Below are 20155 nucleotides of genomic sequence, written 5' to 3' on the forward strand. Positions count from 1 at the left end.
ATGCCGACCAAGGCCGCGATTGTTGAAAAAGCCAAAAGAGCGAGTCAGGTCTCGATCGATGAGACCATTGCACAAGACTCGATGATGCTCAGCAGCCAGCTGCAAGTGCTGTTCGAGCGGCTGTTTTCGCCCCATGCCCGAAAGTCGCTGCGGCGGTTCAGCAGCACCGAGGCAGCCAAACTGCTCGGCGTCACCGACAGCTATGTTCGCCACCTCGCCGCCCAGGTGGAGAGCATCAATCCCGAAAAAACAGCGACCGGCCGCCGGGTGTTCTCGCTCGAGGAAATCCATGCGATGCGCCAGCATCTCGGGCGCACCAAACCATCCTACCTGCCGATGCGCCGACCGGGCGATCATCTGCAGGTGATCGCAGTTACCAATTTCAAGGGTGGCTCCGGCAAGACGACGACATCCATCCATCTGGCGCAGTTCCTGGCGCTTCGCGGCTACCGCGTCCTGGCCGTCGACCTCGACCCGCAGGCATCGATGTCTGCCATGCTCGGATATCAGCCGGAGTTCGATGTCGGCGAAAACGAGACGCTTTACGGCGCCATCAAGTATGACGAGACACGCCGCGACGTCGCTGACATTGTCCGCCAAACCTATTTCCCCGGTCTCGACCTGATCCCTGGCAATCTAGAACTGCACGAGTTCGAACACGATACTCCAAGGGCGCTGGCCGATACCAACCGCGACGACAAGGACATGTTCTTCATGCGGGTCGGCAATGCGCTGCATTCGTTGGAGCAGAGCTACGACGTCGTCATCATCGATTGCCCACCTACCCTCGGCTTCCTGACGCTGTCGGCTCTCTGCGCCGCCACCTCCGTGCTCATCACCGTTCATCCGCAGATGCTCGACGTAGCCTCGATGAACCAGTTCCTGACGATGACCTCCGACCTTCTGTCCGTGGTCAAGCAGGCTGGCGGCAATCTCGATTATGACTGGATGCGCTATCTGGTCACCCGTTATGAGGCCAATGATGGACCGCAGGCGCAGATCGTCGCCTTCCTGCGCAGCCTGTTCGGCGAGCGTGTACTTACCTCGATGATGGTCAAGTCAACGGCGGTTTCAGATGCGGGCCTGTCCAAGCAGACGATCTACGAGGCGGGACGCGAGACGATGCATCGCCAGACCTATGACCGCGGCGTCGAGTCTGTCGACAATGTCAATGCCGAGGTCGAGCAACTCATTCGAAGTGCATGGAGCAGGACATGAGCCCAAAAGGTCGCGATATCCTGAAAAGCATGGTTGGCGCCGTGGAGCCGGCGCGCCCGGAGGCGCCAAGCGCGCCGCCGCCGCATCGGCCCTCAGGCGCGGTCAAGGCGATGAACCTGTCGCTCGGGAGGCTAGGTGAGGAAGCGGCGGCTGCCAAGGCGCTGCGGGAATCGCTGGCCTCCGGCGACAAGGTGCTGGAGATCGATCCGGCTGCCGTCGAGATGTCCTTTATTCGCGACCGCATTCCGGTCGATGAAGATCCCGAATTCGAGCGGTTGAAGCAATCGATCCAGGGAAGCGGGCAGCAGGTTCCGATTCTGGTGCGCCCGGATCCGGTCAAGGCTGGGCATTACCAGGCAGCCTATGGTCATAGGCGCCTGCGCGCAGCCGCGGAGATCGGAATTCCTGTTAAGGCCGTGGTGCGCAAGCTCACGGATGAAGAACTGATCCTCGCACAGGGCCAGGAAAACGGTCCCCGTGTCGATCTGAGCTTCATCGAACGGGCGCTGTTTGCGCGCCGTATGGACGAACACGGCTTCAACCGCGATATGATTGCTAAGGCACTGGCGACGGACAAGCCTGAAACGTCGAGGCTCCTGCAAGTAGCGCAGACGATTGACCCCGAGATCATTCTGGCCATCGGCCCGGCTCCCAAGGTCGGGCGTCCGCGCTGGTTGGCCTTTGCTGAGAAATACAGGGAAGCCGGCGGACAGAAAAAGGCACAGGCCGCGATCCATACCGCTGGATTCGATGCACGGGAGACCAACAGCCGTTTCGACATCATCTGGAAGGCACTTGAGGAAAAAAGCGCGCCGCAGCGGAGCGAGCAGACGCTTCGTACCCAAGGCGGCGCGCAGCTGGCTTCAGTAACCCGCTCCGGAAAAACCTTTCGCATCACCGCCAAATCGGGGGCGTTTTCAGAATTCCTCGCTCGGCGGTTGGCAGGCCTCGCCACCGAGTTCGAAGAGGAAAATGAGGCAGTTAAGCCGATTGTCAGCTGACAATTCGGATTAGGAGATAACGCGCAAAAGAAAAAAGCCCCCGAACGTCACCGTCACGGAAGCTTTCCTCGTAGTCCTGAACACCTCCGAGAATCGCACTTCCGAGAATCGCTGTCAAGAGTTTTTGGCGCCGTTTTGGTGAGCGGATTTCTTTTGCCTCGTCGAGGTGGAAGAGATGGAAACCGGAAGTATAACGACGCCGTTCGGGCGGCGGTCGATGACGCTTGGCATGCTCGCCAGCCAGGTGATGGCAGGTGAAATCAGGCCGGATCAATCGGTCGACAAATGGAAGCTGTTTCGTGCGCTGTGCGAAGCAAAGCCGCTGCTTGGCATCAGCGATCGCGCACTGGCCGTGCTCAATGCGCTCTTAAGCTTTTATCCCAAGAACGAGCTGACCCAGGAAAACGGGTTGGTCGTATTCCCATCGAATGTCCAGCTTTCGCTCAGAACGCACGGCATGGCCGAGCAGACCGTGCGGCGCCATCTTGCCGCACTCGTCGAGGCGGGCCTTCTGCTGCGCAAGGACAGTCCCAACGGCAAGCGTTATTCCCGCCGGGACAGGGCGGGGGAGGTCAACGACGCCTTCGGCTTCTCGCTGGCGCCGCTGCTTGCCCGCGCCGAGGAGATCGAACAGCTGGCCGCCGAGGTGATGGCCGAGAGACTGCACGTCCAGCGCCTGCGCGAATGCATCACGCTTTTCCGCCGCGATATCGCCAAGCTGATTGAAGCCGCCGTCGAAGAGGAGGTTCAGGGAGATTGGCAGGTCCTTCATCAGGAGTTTCGGGCTCTGATCGAAGGCCTGCCGCGATCGCCGACGACGGCACAGCTCGAACAATTACTGGATGAATTGACGGCGCTCAGGGCGGATATTCTTAACCGGCTGGAAAATCGAGTTAAATCGACAAAACAGCGCGGCAATGCCGATTATATCGAGCGTCACATACAGAATTCAAACCCCGAATCCATCTCTGAACTTGAACCAAGCTTCGAAACGAAGCAGGGCGCGACGCCGATGCAAGACAATGGGCGAGGGGCCGTGACGCTGGAAGAGGGGAGGGCTGCGATTGCACATCCGGGCCGGCAGGAGAAGAGGCAAGGTCGAGGACCGGGGACGCGCGATGATGCCGGCGGGCTGAAATCCTTCCCGCTCGGCCTGGTTCTGCAGGCCTGCCCTGAAATCCTTGCTTACGGTCCGGACGGCGAAGTCCGCAACTGGCGTGACTTGATGACCGCGGCTGTGACCGTGCGATCGATGCTCGGCGTCAGTCCGTCAGCCTACGAGGAGGCTGCTAACGCAATGGGACCGGAAAATGCCGCGACGGTGATGGCATGCATCCTTGAGCGCGGCGGCCATATCAATTCGGCCGGTGGCTACCTCCGCGACCTGACGCGGCGAAGTGAAAAGGGAGAGTTCGCGATCGGCCCGATGCTCATGGCGCTCCTGCGGGCAAATGCGGTGGCCGGCCGAAAGGCGGGATAGTTTTCGGCGTTCGTCCGGGTCATCCATGCTCGGATAAGCGTCGGCGGCGATGCCGAAGGAGAGGGGATATGCCGAATGTTAGGATGAGCCTTCGTTCCAGGAAGGTCTGCATGTCGCGACGTCCGTCCGCCACGCAGTAGACGACGACCTCGGTGCCGATGATACGGTAGATCATACGCCAGGGCTTGTGGTGCAGTTCGCGGTATTCGGTGGGGCAGATAGTGGTGAGCTCTTTCGGAATATTTCTTGATTCATCGACGTCGGCAGGCGCTTTCGATTTCGCTCAGGATGCGCTCTGCCGTCTCGGCGCCGTCGCGGGCTGCATGAGGCGATAAAGATCCTCGACGGCGCGTTCCGCGTCCTCGGCGAGAGAACTCGATAACGCATCAGGACTGGTTGGCGGCCAGACGTTTGCGGATGCGGGCGAAGGATTCCGATGCAGGGCGCAGCTTGCCTTCCTCGACCTGTCGATTGGTGAGCGCCAGCACCTTCAGCAGCGCCACCGTCTCCTGCGTTTCTTCATATTGGGCGACATCCTGAGGGATCGCTTTGGCCTCGCCGTGAAAGGTAATGACGACGGGCTGCGGATTGTCCTTCGGCGCTCGGATAATCTCTGACGCATGCGCCTTGAGATAGCTGATCAGTTTGACCTGTCCTGACAGCTTCATTGCGACTACTCCATTTTGACCAGGATTTAGGTCATTGAACGGTCGATTGGAAGATCACGAGAATGGCGGAGCGCATTCCCGAATTCGAATTTCCGTCTCGGCTACGGCTGCTTTTTTCCTCCCAATGTCCTCGAAACAGAATGTGATTTCTTATAATCATAATTGTCTACTGATTTTATAGAATACATATTGCAACTAGTGAGTGGATCGTGGCGTTATGACCTACCTCCTCAGCCTTCTCGACAAAAGCCCGATCGAACAGGGCCTCACCGGAGCGGATGCGCTGCGGGCGACGGTCAAGATTGCCGCCCGGGCCGAGGAACTCGGATATCACCGTTTCTGGGTCGCCGAACATCACAACATGTCCAACCTGGCGAGTTCCGCGCCGGAAGCGCTGATAGCCTATCTTCTCGCGAAAACATCGAGGATCCGGGTTGGCTCCGGCGGCGTGATGCTGCAGCACTACAGCGCCTATAAGGTTGCTGAGACCTTCAATCTCCTGGCATCGCTTGCGCCTGGCCGCGTCGATCTCGGCGTCGGCAAGGCACCCGGCGGCTTTCCGCTGTCGACGCGCGCCTTGCAGCTTGCCGTCGATCCGTCCAGGAAGCCGGATTTTGCGAGCCAGCTTTCCGATCTCAACACCTATCTCGCGGCCGACCCCAGTTACCAAGGCGCGCAGGCTACTCCTTTCCCGCCGACGGCTCCGGAGCGTTTCCTGCTCGGGGCCAGCGTCGAGAGCGCCAAACTCGCGGCCGAGAAGGGCTGGGAACTGGTCTTTGCCGGTCACCTGAACGGTGATCCTGACAATCTGCGCAGTACCTTCGAGGCCTACGAGCGGGCATCCGGCGGCAAACGACCCATCCTGGCGCTCGCAGCCTTTGCCGCCGAAAGCGCGGATTATGCCCGCGAGCGTGTCGGCAAGCTGCGCATCGTCAAAGTGTTCCTGCCGAACGGTCAGACCGTCAATGTCGGCAGCGCGGAGCAGGCTGCCGAATTTGCCCGCCAGGCCGGCGTCACCGATTACCGCATCGAGGAGAAGGTGCCGAGTGTGCTGCACGGCACGGCACAGCAGATCCGCAAGGAACTGGACGAGCTGCATCGCCGCTACGGCGTCAAGGAATTCGTGCTCGACACGCCGGCGCTTTCAACCGCCGACCGCCTTGCCTCCATCGAGCTGCTCGCCGCCGAGCGGCTTTCCCTCGTCGCCTGACCCTTTCCAAGGAGGATCGATCCCATGGCTCAGAAACACGTCACGTTCGGCATCATGCTGCAGGGTCCCGGCGGCCATATGAATGCCTGGAAACATCCAAGCGGACCGGCCGATGCCAGCGTCAATTTCGACTTCTTCGTGAGGACGGCACGCAAGGCTGAGGCGGCCGGCATCGCTTTCGCCTTCGTCGCCGACGGGCTTTACATCAACGAGCAGTCGATCCCGCATTTCCTCAACCGGTTCGAGCCGATCGCCATTCTCTCGGCGCTGGCCGCTTCCACCTCGAAGATCGGCCTCGTTGGCACGGTCTCGACTTCCTACAGCGATCCCTTCACCATTGCCCGCCAGTTTGCCTCGATCGATCTCATCAGCGGCGGCAGGGCAGGGTGGAATGCGGTGACCTCGCCGCTCGAGGGTTCTGGCAGGAATTACAGCCGTGAACATCCCGAGCACGAGCTCCGCTACGAGATCGCCGAGGATTATATCGACGCGCTAAAGGGTCTATGGGATTCCTGGGACGATGATGCTTTCGTGCGCAATCGCGAGACCGGCGTCTTTGTCGACAAGGCGAAGATGCATCGCCTCAACCATAAGGGCCGGTTCTTCCGCATCGAAGGACCGCTCAATATTGGCCGCTCGAAGCAGGGCCAGCCCGTCGTCTTCCAGGCGGGCGCTTCGGATTCCGGCATCAGGCTTGCCGGCAAGCATGCCGATGCCGTCTTCACCAATGGCGGGCCGTTCGAAGAGGCGCGAGGCTTCTATCGTCAGCTCAAGGATAGCGTCATCGCGCATGGACGGCCCGCGGCCGAAGTCGGCGTCTATCCCGGCATTGGCCCCATCGTCGGCAGGACAGCCGAGGAGGCGGAAGCCAAGTATCAGGCGATCCGCGATCTCGTCACGATCGAGGAGGCGCTTCTCTATCTCGGCCGGTTCTTCGATCATCACGATTTCAGCGTCTACCCGCTCGATGAAGCGTTCCCCGAGCTCGGTGATATCGGCAGGAACAATTTCCGCGCCACCACCGACCGGATCAAACGAACAGCGCGGGAGAAGGGGCTGACGCTCCGCCAGGTCGCGCTGGATTCGGCGACACCGCGCACCGCCTTCATCGGCACGGGGGAGCATATCGCCGATGAGATCATCCGTTGGGTGGATTATGGCGCCGCCGACGGCTTCATTCTCGGCTTCCCCGTCATCGCCGAAGGCTTCGACGACTTCGCCGAGCACGTCCTGCCGATCCTGACTGCGCGCGGCTATTTCGATCCGGTTCTGAAGGGCGAGACGCTGCGCGATCATCTGGGCCTGCCCTTCCGGGAAAGCCGGTATGCGGCCGGCGCCGATCAGCTCGAGCCCGGAAAGGCTATCGGCGCCTGAGGCGCCGAGCGAACCGCCATGGACACCATCGCTCTGAACACGCGCAGCAACGATCCGATCGAGAAGGGCATCGCCGCTTATCTCGATGAGATCATCGCGCTTCGCCACGATCTGCACCAATATCCGGAGCTTGCCTTCCAGGAGCTCAGGACCAGCAAGATTGTGGCGTCCCGCCTTTCCTCCTGGGGCTATGAGGTGGCGACGGGCATTGCCGGCACCGGCATCGTCGCCACCCTCAGACGCGGCGAAGGCCGGAAGCGGATCGGCATCCGCGCCGACATGGACGCGCTGCCGATCGAGGAGGCGAGCGACCTTGCCTATGCCAGCAGCAATCCCGGCGTCATGCATGCCTGCGGCCATGACGGGCATACGTCGATCCTGCTCGCCGCCGCCCGCTATCTCGCCGAAAGCGGCAATTTCAGCGGCACGCTCAGGCTGATCTTCCAGCCCGCCGAGGAAATCGGCGCCGGCGCCCGCAAGATGATCGCCGAGGGCCTGTTCGAGCGCTTTCCTGTCGATGCGGTCTTCGGACTGCACAACTGGCCGGGCGTGCCGGCGGGCCAGTTCGGCTTCGTCACCGGCCCGGCCATGGCGTCTGTAGACCAGGCGGTCATCAGGATCGTCGGAAAAGGCGGCCACGGCGCCGAGCCGCACCGCGCCGTCGATCCGGTGCTGGCTTCGGCCTCTTTCATCACGGCCCTGCAGAGCGTCGTCTCGCGCAATGTCGATCCGCAGGATATGGCGGTCGCCACTGTCGGCTCGATCCATGCCGGCTCCGCCTCGAATGTCATCCCCGAGAGCGTGGAGATGAAACTGACCATGCGGGCCTTCAGCGAGGAGGTTCGCCAGCTGCTGCAGGAGCGCATTCCAGCCCTTGCGCGTGCCCAGGCCGAAAGCTTCGGCGCGGCGGCTGATGTCAACTACCGGCTCGGTTTTCCGGCGCTGGTCAATCATCCCAAGGAGACGGCCTTTGCCCGCGATGTCGCCTATGACACGCTCGGCCTTGCGGCGATCGAGAAGGATTTCCGACCGCGAACCGCGAGCGAAGATTTCGCCTTCATGCTGCAGGCCAATCCAGGCAGCTACCTCTTCGTCGGCAACGGCGACAGTGCGCCTCTCCACAGCGCCCACTACGATTTCAACGACGCGATCATCGCGCCGGCAGCCCGCTACTGGGTCCGGCTCGCCGAAACATTCCTCACTGAAGACAATGGGTGACGAACGATATGAGCGATACGTTTCTCTATACGAGCCCCCTCGATCCCCGCGCCAAGCCGCTGATCGATGAATTGATCCACGAATATGACAGCCGCTACGGCACCTATTTCAATGCCGAAGGCGCTGCAGCTGAATTGAACCGCTACCCCCCCGAAGCCTTCGCGCCGCCTCACGGCAATTTTCTCCTGCTGATCCGCAATGGCGAAACCATCGGCGGCGGCGCCTTCAAGCATTACGACGATCGTACCGCCGAGTTCAAACGCATCTGGACACGCTCGGACCTGCGCCGCCAGGGCCTTGCCCGCAAAGTGCTGATGGAGCTGGAAGCTCAGGCGGCCCGCCAGGGATATACGAGGATCTATCTGACCACCGGCTTCCGCCAGCCCGAGGCCGTCGGCCTCTACCTGAATGATGGCTACACCGCTCTCTTCGACACGTCAGCCGACCCCGAGATCTACAAGAGCCTGCCGTTCGAGAAGGACATCACCCATATCGTTCCGCCGGTCTTCGGAGCCGAGGCGGCCGAACCTCGCCTGCGCGTGGCCGGTGCAAATCTCTGAACGCGACACGACGATAATCATAAAAGGGAAGCAAGAATGGCACTGACGACGGATTTCGCCGGCATTGAGCCCGGCAGCAGAACGGCAGAACCGAAGCAGGATCATTCCCGTTTCCGCATCGTGCCGGCGCGCCATCCCGAAAGGCTGGCGGGCACGATCTTCGCCGCTGTCGTCATCGTCGCCGTGCTCTATTCCACCTTCACCAATCCGCGTTGGGGCTGGGGCGTCTTTGCCGAATGGTTCTTCGCCGAACCGGTGCTGGTCGGCCTTGGCAGGACATTGCTGCTGACCGCGCTTGCCGCCATATCGGGCTCCATCCTCGGAACAGCCCTGGCGCTCGCCCGCGTCTCCAGGTCGCCGCTGCTATCGGGACTTTCCTGGGGCTATATCTGGCTGCTGCGCTCGATCCCGATGATCGTGCTGCTGCTGATATTGAACAATCTCGGCTATCTCTACGAAACGATCAGGATCGGCGTCCCGTTCACCGACACGGTCTTGTTCGACTATCCGACCGTGCAGTTGCTGACGCCTTTCGCCGCCGCCTTCCTTGGCCTCACGCTCAACCAATCGGCCTTCTTCGCCGAGATCGTCCGCGGCGGCATTCTCTCTGTCGATCATGGGCAGCTGGAAGCAGCTGCCGCGCTCGGTCTGCCGCGCCGCCGCCAGGCCTTCCGCATCGTGCTGCCGCAGGCGATGCGCTCCATCCTGCCGACCGGGTTCAACGAGCTCATCGGATTGGCGAAAAGCACGTCGGTCGTCTATGTGCTGGCGCTGCCGGAGCTGTTCTACACCGTCCAAGTGATCTACCGCCGCAATCTCGAAGTCATTCCGCTGCTGATGGTCGCGACGGTATGGTATCTGATCATCATGACCGTGCTGTCGGTCGCCCAGCACTATATCGAGCGCTACTTCTCCAAGGGCGCCGTTCGCAATCCAACACCGCTGCCTTTCCAGGCATTTTTCGAACGCTTCCGCCGCCCGCTGCCGGTTCTCGAGAGTGTGGCCGACAAGGCGCGTAATCTCGGTTTCCATGATGCGGGGGCTCTGCGGGCAGGCGGTGCGGTGCGCATCCACGGCATCTCGAAAAGCTTCGGCTCGCTGAAGGTGCTCGACCGTGTCGAGCTCAACCTGCCGGCCGGCAGCGTGACCGCCATTCTCGGCCCCTCCGGTTCGGGTAAGTCGACGCTGCTGCGGTCGATCAATCACCTGGAGCGTGTCGACGAGGGCTTCATCTCCGTCGACGGCGAGTTTGTTGGCTACAGCAGGAAGGGCGACACACTCTATGAGCTCAAGGAGAAAGAGATCCTCAAGCGCCGCGCCGATATCGGCATGGTCTTCCAGAGCTTCAATCTCTTCCCGCACCTGACCGTACTCGAAAACTTGGTCGAGGCGCCGATCGAAGTTCGCGGCGTCGGCCGTAAGGAAGCCGTGCAGCTGGCGCAGGAGCTGCTGGCACGCGTCGGTCTCAGCGACAAGATCAATGCCTATCCGCGTCAGCTCTCCGGCGGCCAGCAGCAGCGTGTCGCGATCGCCCGGGCGCTGGCGCTCCGCCCAAAGGTGCTGCTCTTCGATGAGCCGACGTCCGCACTCGATCCGGAACTCGTCGGCGAGGTGCTCGACGTCATCAAGGAGCTCGCCCGCACCGGAACGACGCTCGTCATCGTCACCCATGAAATCGGCTTTGCCCGCGAAGTCGCCGATACCGTCGTCTTCATGGACAGCGGCCGCATTCTGGAGGCCGGTCCGCCGGCACGTGTTTTCACGCAAGCGGAGCACCCGCGGACACGCGAATTCCTCGCCAAGGTTCTCTAGCGCCTGACAGCGCTGGCGAAATGCCGGGCCGCGACGGGCTGCTCGGGTCGAATGACAATAACCACAACCTTAAGATGAAATGGAGAAGGGGCATGGCATTTACAGATAGAGTTAGGCTTCTCATAGCGGGAGCCATCGCCATTGGAGCGATCGGTTTAGGTTCCGCTCAGGCGCAGCAGAAGTTCGATCTCAGCCCCGAACAGCCGAACCGGCTGCGGGTGGAGAAGAACGAGAAGCGCATCGCTGAAATCAAGGACTTCAAGTTTGTTGAAAACGGAGTCTTCACCGTCGGCATCAGCTCGAGCGGCAATCTGCCCCTGCACGACTATGCCTCCGATTCCAAGACCGTCATCGGTTATGACGTCGATCTCGCCCAGGCGATTGCCGACAGCCTGGGCCTGAAGCTCAATCTCGTTTCCGTCGCTTGGGCCGATTGGCCGCTGGGACTCACCTCCGGCAAGTTCGATGCTGTGATCTCGAACGTCACGGTGACGGAAGAGCGCAAGCAAAAGTTCGATTTCTCGACCTACCGCAAGGATGAGCTCGGTTTCTACGTCAGGGCCGAGAACCCGATCACATCGATCAAGGCGCCGAAGGATATTGCTGGCCTGAAGGTCATTACCGATGCCGGCACCAACCAAGAGAAGATCCTGCTCGAATGGGACCGCCAGAACGTCGCGGCCGGCCTGAAGCCGATCGAGGTCCAATATTACGACGACGATGCGGTGAAGGACCTCGCCGTCCAGTCCGACAGGGCCGATGCCGTCTTCAGCGTCAACGCCACCCAAGCCTATGCGGCGGGGATCAACGGCAAGACCAAACTTGTCGGCACAGTCAGCGGCGGCTGGCCGATCACCGCCGAAATCGCCGTCACCACGCGCAAGGGCAGCGGTCTGGCGGCGCCCGTCACCAATGTCGTCAACGATCTGATCGCCAGCGGCGCTTACAAGAAGATCCTCGACACCTGGAATCTCGGTCCGGAGGCGATCGACAAGGCCCAGACCAACCCGCCCGGCCTGCCGAAGAGCGGTTCGTAATGTTTACGGGACGGACGGCCGTTTGAGCTGGTCCGTCCCTGCCTTCCATTGCAAACGGAGACATATCGAACGTGGCGAGTTTTCTTGATATCCGCAGCTTTTTCTTCGCGGCGCTGACGGCAGCCTTGACTGGCCTCGGTGCCGCCCATGCGGCCGATGATTTTGACCTGAGCCCGCAACAGCCGGGCAGGCTTCCTGCAGCCAGGAACGATGCGGCGATCGCCGCGATTCCCAAGGAATTCAAGTTCGTTACGCCAGGCAAGTTCACCATCGCCGTCAGCCCTGGCGGCCCGCCGCTTGCGACTTACGCCACCGATGCCAAGACCGTGGTCGGCGCCGATCCCGATTACGCCTATGCCATTGCCGACAGCCTCGGCCTGACGCTGGAGATCGTCCCGGTCGCCTGGATCGACTGGCCGCTCGGCCTTACATCGGGCAAATATGATGCCGTGATCTCCAATGTCGGCGTAACCGAGCAGCGCAAGGAGAAGTTTGATTTCTCCACCTACCGCCAGGGCCTGCATGGTTTCTTCGTGAAATCTGACAATCCCATCACCTCGATCAAGGAACCGAAGGATGCGGCGGGTCTGAGGATCATCGTCGGCGCCGGCACCAACCAGGAGCGTATCCTGGTTAAGTGGAGCGAAGAGGACGTCGCCGCAGGCCTGAAGCCAATCGAACTGCAATATTACGACGACGAGGCGGCGAGCCTTCTTGCGCTGCGTTCGGGTCGCGCCGATGTCATCGTCCAGCCGCATGCCCAACTCGTTTTCATCGCGACGCGCGACAAGAACATCAAGCGGGTGGGCACCCTGAGCGCCGGCTGGCCGGATCGATCGGATGTCGCCATCGCCACCCGCAAGGGAAGCGGGCTCGCCGATGCGCTGACCATCGCCACCAATGGCCTCATTAAGGACGGCACCTATGCAAGAATTCTCGACCATTGGCATCTTTCCGAAGAAGCCTTGCCGGCATCCGAGACCAATCCGCCCGGCCTGCCGAAATATTGATCAGCGGAAGACATGACATGAGCGGCGGCGATATATCGATCAGCCATATCGGCTTCCTCACCCCCGGCAACTATTCCGGCGATGATCCCTTGTCGGGACTGGAGCAGGCGCTCCAGGAACTGCATTATGGCGAGAAACTCGGCTTCGACAGCGCCTGGGTCCGCCAGCGGCACCTGGAGCCGGGGATCTCCTCCGCCAGCGCCTTTCTTGCGGCGGCCACCCAGCGCACCAGCCGGATCGAGCTCGGAACGGCGGTCATTCCGATCGGCTATGAGAGCCCCTACCGGTTGGCCGAGGACCTTGCCACGGTTGATGTCCTCTCACGCGGACGGCTGAATATCGGCGTCAGCGCCGGCCGGCCGCTGCATGCCGAGCTGATCGGCCCGCTCGCCTTCGACGGTGACTGGACGAGCTACGATTTCTCGCATGACCGCGTGCTGCGTTTTGCCGACAATCTGCGCGGCACCTATCTCGGCGACGACGAGACCTTTATCAAGACGCCCCTTGGCCCGCAGCGGCCGCGCCTGCAGCCCTATGCCAAAGGACTGATTGACCGAATCTGGTATGGCGGCGGGTCGCAGCGTTCGGCCGGCTGGGCCGGCCGCAACGGCTTCAACCTGTTGACCGGGAATGTGATAACGGGGGAGGGGACCGACGATTTCTTCGTTGCCCAATCCAGGCTGATTAAAACCTATCGCGACTCTGGAACGCCGCGCCGCGTCGCGCTCGGCCGCGTCATCGTGCCTTTCGACAGCGCCGATGCGGCAACGCGGCGCCGCTACCGCGATTATGCCGACGGCCGCCATCAGCGGACGCTTTCGCCGCAGGGCGAGCGGCGTACCTTGTTCGCCCGCGATATCGTCGGCACATCGGAAGAAATCTTGGAGCAGCTTTTCGCCGATCCGATCCTGCCCGAGGTCAGCGAGTTGCGGCTGGAGCTCCCTTACGAGTTCGAGCACGAGGAATACCGCCAGATCCTCCACGACTTCGTCACAAGAATCGCCCCGGAGCTCGGATGGAAAGCGCAGCCGGAAATTCGGGCCGCTTCCTGAGGGGCCGTCGGCAGACAACGTCACCCATTCGCCATCAAACAATCATCCTAGCAGGAGCATTCGTCAGTGACCAAATCGGTGGAATATTTCTTTTCGATCGGCTCGCCCTGGTCCCACATCGGCTTCGATGCCTTTACCGAACTGGCGGCGAAGAATGACGTCGTCGTCACGCCTTATCTGACGACGGTGGTCGAGGAGAATGGTGGCATCTTCTCGCGCAACCGGCCGGAGATCCGCCGCGCCTATTGGACGCGGGACCTCAAACGCTGGGCGCGCGTGCGTGGCAAGGAATTGTGGCTGGAACATCGGCCGGAGCTCAGCGATCCGACGCCGGCCTCCCTCTTCGTGATCGCCGCCTATCTCGACGGGCAGGATTGGATTGGCATTGCCCGCGCCCTGCAGCATGCTTTTTGGAGCGAGGCCAGGGATATCGGCAAGGCTGATATACGCGAGGCGATCGTTACATCAGCAGGTTTCGATGGCGTAGCGCTTCTCAGGCGCCAAGCCCACGACGACGTTCAGAACAAGTGGTCGGCAGACCGGGTGCATGCGCGCGACAGCGGCGTCTTCGGTTTTCCCAGTTATATCTATGACGGGGAGCTCTATTGGGGCCAGGACAACCTGCCCTTCCTCGAGCGTCATCTGCGCGGCGACAGACCGTAGACTTAAAGGCGAATCTTTTTTCAATCGAACCCCGAAGGAGAGATGCACATTCCTTTAATCGAGTAATTTTATAGACAATATTTGAAGCAACCATAGAGAGGAAAAACCATGTCAGGTTTCAAACTCGTCGGCATTGCCGGCAGCTTCAACCGCCCATCGAAGACATTGGCGCTCGTCCGGCATGTCGCCGAACGCGCCAGCATCAGATACGGCTTTTCGAGCAAAACCTATGATCTGCACGATGTCGGTCCGTCGCTGGGCGGCGCCTTGTGGCGCAAGGACCTCGACGAGCAGGCCAGGCGAGTTGTCGACGAGATCGTAAGGGCCGACGTGTTGATTATTGGTTCGCCGACTTACAAGGGCTCCTACCCCGGCCTTTTCAAACACCTCATCGATCTCATCGATCCACAGGAGCTTCGCGCGAAGCCGATCATCATTACGGCAACCGGCGGCGGCGACCGGCATGCCTTGATGGTCGAGCATCAGCTTCGGCCGCTGTTCGGTTTCTTCATGGCCCATACGCTGCCGACTGCCGTCTATGCGTCCGACCGTGATTTTGCGGATTACGCGGTTTCATCCGATGCGCTTTCGAACCGCATCGGCGAAGTGGTCGGCGAATTGTCGGCCTTCTTTCCAGAGACAAGACCGGCAGTTGCGGCGGCCGAATAAGGCGCGTCACGAACTTCGTTCTCAGGAGGCAGCGATGGATGATGCAGGCCCGCCGGGATCAAGCGAGCAAATCTGGAGTGTCTTTGACTTTGCCCGCCGATATCGGCTGGCCAAGCGCGAGGAGAACCGCCTGCTTATGCTCTACGGGCCGACTGCATCGCTGCGCGATCTTCTCGCCAATGCGCAACGTCATTCGTTGATTCCCCAACCTACCAGTTCCTGACAGGAGGTTCGCATGAAGCTTGATTTCCATCTCTGGCTGAAGGCTGCGATCGCCCGCTTCCAGCGCCAGCTGCGAAAGCCTGCCGACGCAATGGTCACCCGCGACGAGCAGCAGGACCGGTCGGCGCGCGAATACGAGCTTCACTATTGGGGCTCGATGCCTGGACTTTGGTATTGAGGAGGGTGGCGGGATGGCGATTGCTGTTGAGACCGGCGTCAGTCGGCACGACACCAGAAGAGCAACAGGAAACCTCATATCGCAGCTCAGGCATGCGGCCGGAATATGCACGATCGTCGGTTCCTTCACCTTCCTCTTCGCGCTGGTAATCGGGCTGATCCAATGAGCGAAGTCCTCATTCTTCCCGGATTGTTCGGCTCGGGAGAGGGGCATTGGCAACAGCACTGGCTGCAGGATCAGCCGGGCAGCCATTTTGTCGCTCAGGAGGATTGGGATCATCCCACCCTCGACAGCTGGCTGCCGCGATTGGAAGAAGCGCTTGAAGAGGCTGGCGAAGCCTATCTGGTTGCCCATAGTCTCGGATGCCTGCTCGCCGCCAGGCTGGCCGGACGAAGCGCTGCCCGCCGCGTGAAGGGAGCATTGCTCGTTGCGCCCTGCGATCTCCCGGCCACGGAAAATCTGCATCCCGGGCATATCGCCTTCGGCGGCATGCCGACGGCGCCTCTGCCATTTCCGAGCATCGTCGTCGGCAGCATGAACGACGCCTACATGACAGTCGATCGGCTGACCTTGTTTGGCCGCCTGTGGAAAGCCGAGACCAGGAATATCGGCCTTGCCGGCCACATCAATATCGCCAGCGGTTTTGGCCGCTGGCGAACCGGCTACCGGCTGCTGGATGCCTTGAAGATGCGCGCTGGCGATCGAAGGCGCAACGTTTTCGCGCGGCCGGCTTTTGCGATGTGAATGGAAGCGGAATGTCCGATATCATCGACGATCTCCTGCGCCTCAGCGAAGATCCGAATGCCGACCCGAGGAGCAGGCGCCGGCAAACCATGGAGCGCCTGGTGCAGACGCTGCTTGCCATGGCCGATGCTGAAATTGGGCCTGACGAGGCGCAACATCGCCATTCGATCATTCATTTGACGACGATCATCCACGACATGACTGGCAGGATCGCCGAGGCTGACGATACGACATTTGCGGCAATCGTCAGGGAGGCCGCGATGTTGATCCGCAGCCTGCAGCGGCGCCAGGCCGATGCGGCCAGATTTACGGTGCATTGAAAGGCGAGGGATTTCACCGAGCATAGGCAGGCTTTGATGCGGCGAAGCGAGGTCCGGATGTTCGGCGCAACCGGCATGGCTCTCACGAACGAGCTCGTGTCGCTCAGCCTTCGCCCCGAGCTTGATCCCGGTCCCGAGCCGCACCGGACACCGCTGACCGAGATGGAGGTGGAGACGTTCGCCAGGCGGCTGCTGCAGGAATCCGCCGGCGCGCCGCTCTGGGTTTTTGCCTATGGATCATTAATATGGAAGCCGGATTTCGATGCGGTCGAGTGGCAGCGCGGCGCAGCCAGGGGTTGGCATCGGTCCTTTTGCCTGAAGATGACACGATGGCGGGGAACCCAGGCTCAGCCTGGCCTCATGATGGCTCTTGATCGGGGCGGACGATGCAACGGCATCCTGTTCAGACTTGCCGATGAAGATCGCCTTGGCCAGATTCGACGCTTGATCCGCCGTGAGGTCGGCACGATCGAAGATGCGGCGACGGTTCGCTGGATTCCTGTCGAGACCCGACATGGCTTCGTGCGCGCGTTGGTTTTTTGGGCTGGCCCGAAGGGGGAGCGCGTTTCGCGGAAATTGCCCTTGGAGACGGTGGCGCGCGTGCTTGCCAGGGCCTGCGGACACGTGGGCTCTTGCGCCGAATATCTCTATCTGACGGTGAAGCATCTGGAAGAACGCGGCATTCGTGATCGCAATTTATGGCGCCTCCAGAAGCTCGTCGCAGCCGAACTCCTGTCGATCCATGGCCTTAACGACATCACGCAAAGCCGTTAAGCGCCGTTGCGTCTCTTCAGACCCGCGGCGCTTTGACGTTTTGAATTGCTTGCATGTTCCCTCAGAGCTTGCCCTTCCAGGGTACAAGGTAGGTCTCCAGGAAACGGATGGCGGCCGAGAAGGTGAAGGCGCAGACCGCGATGATGGCAATGCCGACAAAGACAACGTCGGTTGCCAGGAACTGCGACGCCGACATGATCATGAAACCGATCCCGCGCGTAGAGGCGATCAATTCGGCCGCAACCAGCGTGCTCCAGCCGACGCCGAGCGCAATGCGGACGCCGGTGAGGATTTCGGGCAGGGCCGACGGCAGGACGATGTCGATGAAGAGCTGTAGCCGGTTGGCACCCAGCGAACGGGCGGCATTGACGCGCTCGATCGGCAGCGAACGAACGCCCGCCTGGGCCGAAAGGCAGATCGGCGCAAACATCGCCAGCACCAGCAGCGTGATCTTCGAGGTTTCGCCGATCCCGAGCCAGATGATCATCAGCGGCAGGTAGGAGAGCGGCGGAAGCGGCCAGTAGAACTCGATCGGCGCATCGAGCACCCCTTTGGCCCAGCGGTTCAGGCCCATGAGCAATCCGAGCGGAATACCGGCAGAGATGGCGATCAGCGCTGCGACGACGATGCGGAACAGACTTGCAGCGACGTGTTCAGAAAGCGACGCACCGGCGTAACCATCGCGATAGATGACGCCGATCTGCGTCAGCACCTCATCGGGCCGCGGCAGGAAAAGGTGAGGGACTATGCCAAGGGCCGCGACGAGCCACCACAGCAGCAGAATTGCCAGGGCAGTGGCAACACTGATGGCGACCGTTGATCTCTCGCCGGCGCCGAAGCCGGCCATCTTCACCAGCTTGACCTGGCGGTTCTCTCTCTGCGCCGCAGCCGGCGAGGACTGCATTACATCGCTCATGCGGCGCTCCTCAAATCTTCGCTGCTGTGGAGAATGGCGCGGATCTCCTCACGCAGCTCGGCAAATTGCGGCGAGGCCTTGATCGATCGTGCGTCGCCGGTTTCGGCGAAGCGTCTGATAAAATCGAGATCGAAGCGGGCAACGACGCGCCCCGGCCGAGGCGACATGACGAGCACCTGCGTGCCGAGAAACAGCGCCTCTTCGATCGAATGGGTGATGAAGAAAGCCTTCTTCGCCGTCTTGTTCCAGACGGAAACCAGCAGTTCCTGCATCTGCTCCCGTGTCAGGCTGTCGAGCGCGCCGAAAGGCTCGTCCATCAGCAGGATATCCGGATTGGTCGCAAGAGCCCGGGCGATACCGACCCGCTGGCGCATGCCGCCCGACAGCTCATAGGGAAACGCATTGGCGAATTCGTCGAGACCGACGAGCCGCAGCAGCTCGAGCGCGCGCGATTGCCGCTCCTTGCGGTTGACGCCGGCAAATTTCAGGCCGAGCGCGACATTGTCGGCCACCGATTTCCAGGGCAGCAGCGAATCTTTCTGAAAGACGACGCCGCGATCAGCACCCGGCCGTTCGACGGCGCGGCCATCGAGCGTGATCCGGCCATCCGACAACGGAAGAAAACCGGCAATCGCATTGAGAAGGGTTGATTTGCCGCATCCCGACGCGCCGAGCGCGACCACGAAACCCCGCTCGGGGATATCTAAGGAAACGCGATCGAGCGCGTGGACGGTCCGCCCGTCGCGGGCTGCAAAGAAAACGCTCGCATGATCGACTTTAAGCATAGTGCCGCTCGCAAGTTCGATGCCGGCGCGAAAGTGTAGCGCCGGCATCGGGGAGGATCAGTTGCTGACGCTGGTAAGCGCGTCGGCGGTGACGAAGGCGCCGTAATTTGCCAGCACGTCGGACACCTTGCCCTGTTCCTTCAGGAACGATGCCGTGTCCTTGAGAATCTTGCCGGCGCCGGCCTTTTCGCCGCCGCCGAGCCAGGCGTCTGATGCCTGCACTTCGGGGGTAAGCAGCGTCAGGTTCTTCAGAGCCGAGGCCTGCTGCTCGGCGGTGCCGCCGAGCAGCTTGGCAAGCGACTTGGCATTGTCGCTGTCAGGCCCCCAGGCGGCCTTGTCCGAGGCGAAGGACGCATAGTATTTGGTGACGACCGAGGCGAAGCCCTTCAGGAATTCCGGGTTCTCGGTCGCGAACTTCGAGGTGGCGACCCAGGCGGAGAATGTCGGCGCACCCTTGTCCGCCACATCCTTGGAGGTCACCAGAACCTTGCCGTTCTTCTTGAGTTCGGTGAGCGCCGGATCCCAGACGAAACCGCCGTCAATATCGCCGCGGTTATAGCTCGCCACGATCTCAGGCTGGGGGATTGCGAAGACCTGGACGTCCTTCTCGGTCAGGCCAAGCGATTTGATCAGCGCCAGAAGCTGATAGTGGTCCGTGGAGACGGGCGCGGCGGCAAGCTTCTTGCCTTTCAGATCGTTCAGGCTTTCGATGCCCGAGCCGTTGCGGACGACGAGAGCCTCGTCGATGCCCGAGATGGAGGCGAGGTAGAAAGCCTTGACCTCGAGCCCGCGCGATACCGCAGCCGCAAACGGGCTGGAGCCGACATAGCCGACCTGAACGTCGCCCGAGGCGATGGCCGCGAATATCTCGGCGCCGGAATTGAACCTGCGGAAGTCGATGTCATACCCGGTCTTCTTGGCGAATTCGCCGTTGGCGATTGCCACGGAAGACGGAAGGGCGTCGGTTTGATAGCCGACGACGACCTTCTTGTCCGCCGCCTCGGCGGCGATCGCCGTTGCGAGAGTGCCGACGCCGACGGCGATTGCGGCAAGCAAATTTCTGAAATTCATCTTGAGCCCCTTTGTTCGAGGGCCACCCGGCCCCTTGATCTCACCTGCAAAAGGGTAATCGCCGAGAAGGGGCTGGCGGGAGGAATAACAAACTATATTTATAGACTATGGAGATATTTGTTTCCGTGATTCTGCCGCTTGTGCCATCTCCGCGGCGGTGAGTGACAAGATGC

Annotated in this window: 23 protein-coding genes and 1 pseudogene; 19 read left to right on the forward strand and 5 right to left on the reverse strand. The window is 61.2% G+C overall.

The genetic code is table 11. From position 1 onward, the window contains the following. From repA to repC, 3 genes are all read left to right on the forward strand, one after another. Positions 1-1218, forward strand: a complete 1218-nt coding sequence (repA, locus tag N2597_RS22025; RefSeq protein WP_040143221.1) for a plasmid partitioning protein RepA — start codon at positions 1-3, stop codon at positions 1216-1218. Further along, the gene (repB, locus tag N2597_RS22030) at positions 1215-2219 is read left to right on the forward strand and encodes a plasmid partitioning protein RepB (protein WP_183596064.1); all 1005 of its coding nucleotides are present in this window, start codon (positions 1215-1217) and stop codon (positions 2217-2219) included. Before repA ends, repB begins: the two co-directional genes overlap by 4 nt. A 175-nt stretch (positions 2220-2394) precedes the next feature. After that, positions 2395-3699, forward strand: coding sequence for a plasmid replication protein RepC (gene repC, locus N2597_RS22035; RefSeq protein ID WP_183596066.1), 1305 nt, complete (start codon positions 2395-2397; stop codon positions 3697-3699). Between the two features lie 19 nt (positions 3700-3718). Here the strand turns inward: repC and N2597_RS22040 are convergent. Both N2597_RS22040 and N2597_RS22045 read right to left on the reverse strand, forming a co-directional pair. Then, positions 3719-4086: pseudogene (locus N2597_RS22040) on the reverse strand (type II toxin-antitoxin system RelE/ParE family toxin). Next, positions 4086-4367, reverse strand: a complete 282-nt coding sequence (locus N2597_RS22045; RefSeq protein ID WP_040112586.1) for a type II toxin-antitoxin system Phd/YefM family antitoxin — start codon at positions 4365-4367, stop codon at positions 4086-4088. Before N2597_RS22045 ends, N2597_RS22040 begins: the two are co-directional and overlap by 1 nt. A 217-nt stretch (positions 4368-4584) precedes the next feature. Between N2597_RS22045 and N2597_RS22050 the strand changes: the two genes are divergently transcribed. The 16 genes from N2597_RS22050 to N2597_RS22125 all read left to right on the forward strand — a co-directional run bounded on the left by N2597_RS22050 (position 4585) and on the right by N2597_RS22125 (position 17210). Next, entirely contained in the window at positions 4585-5577 is a 993-nt protein-coding gene (locus N2597_RS22050) for an MsnO8 family LLM class oxidoreductase (protein ID WP_040112587.1), read from the forward strand. Between the two features lie 24 nt (positions 5578-5601). After that, a complete protein-coding gene (locus tag N2597_RS22055; RefSeq protein ID WP_040112588.1) occupies positions 5602-6951 on the forward strand; it encodes an LLM class flavin-dependent oxidoreductase in 1350 nt (449 codons plus the stop codon). Between the two features lie 18 nt (positions 6952-6969). Next, complete coding sequence (locus tag N2597_RS22060) at positions 6970-8169, forward strand: M20 aminoacylase family protein (protein WP_040112589.1); 1200 nt, start codon at positions 6970-6972, stop codon at positions 8167-8169. An 8-nt stretch (positions 8170-8177) separates the two neighbouring features. After that, the gene (locus tag N2597_RS22065; protein ID WP_080711114.1) at positions 8178-8729 is read left to right on the forward strand and encodes a GNAT family N-acetyltransferase; all 552 of its coding nucleotides are present in this window, start codon (positions 8178-8180) and stop codon (positions 8727-8729) included. A gap of 36 nt (positions 8730-8765) precedes the next feature. Then, a complete protein-coding gene (locus N2597_RS22070) occupies positions 8766-10541 on the forward strand; it encodes an ATP-binding cassette domain-containing protein (RefSeq protein WP_183596068.1) in 1776 nt (591 codons plus the stop codon). A 92-nt stretch (positions 10542-10633) separates the two neighbouring features. Then, entirely contained in the window at positions 10634-11578 is a 945-nt protein-coding gene (locus N2597_RS22075) for an ABC transporter substrate-binding protein (protein WP_183596070.1), read from the forward strand. 89 nt (positions 11579-11667) lie between these two features. Beyond that, a complete protein-coding gene (locus N2597_RS22080) occupies positions 11668-12588 on the forward strand; it encodes an ABC transporter substrate-binding protein (protein ID WP_406549629.1) in 921 nt (306 codons plus the stop codon). Between the two features lie 17 nt (positions 12589-12605). Then, entirely contained in the window at positions 12606-13640 is a 1035-nt protein-coding gene (locus tag N2597_RS22085) for an LLM class flavin-dependent oxidoreductase (protein ID WP_183596074.1), read from the forward strand. Between the two features lie 66 nt (positions 13641-13706). Then, positions 13707-14303, forward strand: coding sequence for a 2-hydroxychromene-2-carboxylate isomerase (locus N2597_RS22090; protein ID WP_183596076.1), 597 nt, complete (start codon positions 13707-13709; stop codon positions 14301-14303). Between the two features lie 108 nt (positions 14304-14411). Beyond that, a complete protein-coding gene (gene msuE, locus N2597_RS22095) occupies positions 14412-14972 on the forward strand; it encodes an FMN reductase (protein ID WP_040112595.1) in 561 nt (186 codons plus the stop codon). 34 nt (positions 14973-15006) lie between these two features. Beyond that, the gene (locus N2597_RS22100; RefSeq protein ID WP_010055199.1) at positions 15007-15195 is read left to right on the forward strand and encodes a hypothetical protein; all 189 of its coding nucleotides are present in this window, start codon (positions 15007-15009) and stop codon (positions 15193-15195) included. Between the two features lie 12 nt (positions 15196-15207). Further along, entirely contained in the window at positions 15208-15372 is a 165-nt protein-coding gene (locus N2597_RS22105) for a hypothetical protein (protein WP_010055200.1), read from the forward strand. Between the two features lie 13 nt (positions 15373-15385). After that, positions 15386-15538, forward strand: a complete 153-nt coding sequence (locus N2597_RS22110; RefSeq protein ID WP_010055201.1) for a hypothetical protein — start codon at positions 15386-15388, stop codon at positions 15536-15538. After that, on the forward strand, positions 15535-16116 hold the full coding sequence (locus N2597_RS22115; RefSeq protein WP_040112597.1) for an RBBP9/YdeN family alpha/beta hydrolase: 582 nt from the start codon (positions 15535-15537) through the stop codon (positions 16114-16116). Before N2597_RS22110 ends, N2597_RS22115 begins: the two co-directional genes overlap by 4 nt. An 11-nt stretch (positions 16117-16127) precedes the next feature. Then, positions 16128-16436 (forward strand): hypothetical protein, encoded by a 309-nt coding sequence (locus N2597_RS22120; protein WP_040112598.1) that lies wholly within the window; start codon positions 16128-16130, stop codon positions 16434-16436. 57 nt (positions 16437-16493) lie between these two features. Further along, complete coding sequence (locus tag N2597_RS22125) at positions 16494-17210, forward strand: gamma-glutamylcyclotransferase (protein ID WP_183596078.1); 717 nt, start codon at positions 16494-16496, stop codon at positions 17208-17210. A 61-nt stretch (positions 17211-17271) separates the two neighbouring features. Here the strand turns inward: N2597_RS22125 and N2597_RS22130 are convergent, their stop codons facing one another. From N2597_RS22130 to tauA, 3 genes are read right to left on the reverse strand one after another with little or no spacing between them, the layout of a single operon-like run. After that, complete coding sequence (locus tag N2597_RS22130) at positions 17272-18126, reverse strand: ABC transporter permease subunit (RefSeq protein ID WP_183596080.1); 855 nt, start codon at positions 18124-18126, stop codon at positions 17272-17274. Next, complete coding sequence (locus N2597_RS22135; RefSeq protein WP_183596082.1) at positions 18123-18911, reverse strand: taurine ABC transporter ATP-binding protein; 789 nt, start codon at positions 18909-18911, stop codon at positions 18123-18125. The genes N2597_RS22130 and N2597_RS22135 overlap by 4 nt, the downstream gene beginning before the upstream one ends. 57 nt (positions 18912-18968) lie before the next feature. Then, complete coding sequence (gene tauA / locus N2597_RS22140) at positions 18969-19982, reverse strand: taurine ABC transporter substrate-binding protein (protein WP_096764489.1); 1014 nt, start codon at positions 19980-19982, stop codon at positions 18969-18971. Positions 19983-20155: the final 173 nt, after the last annotated feature.

Source organism: Rhizobium sophoriradicis, from assembly GCF_025200795.1.
Classification (GTDB): domain Bacteria; phylum Pseudomonadota; class Alphaproteobacteria; order Rhizobiales; family Rhizobiaceae; genus Rhizobium; species Rhizobium sophoriradicis.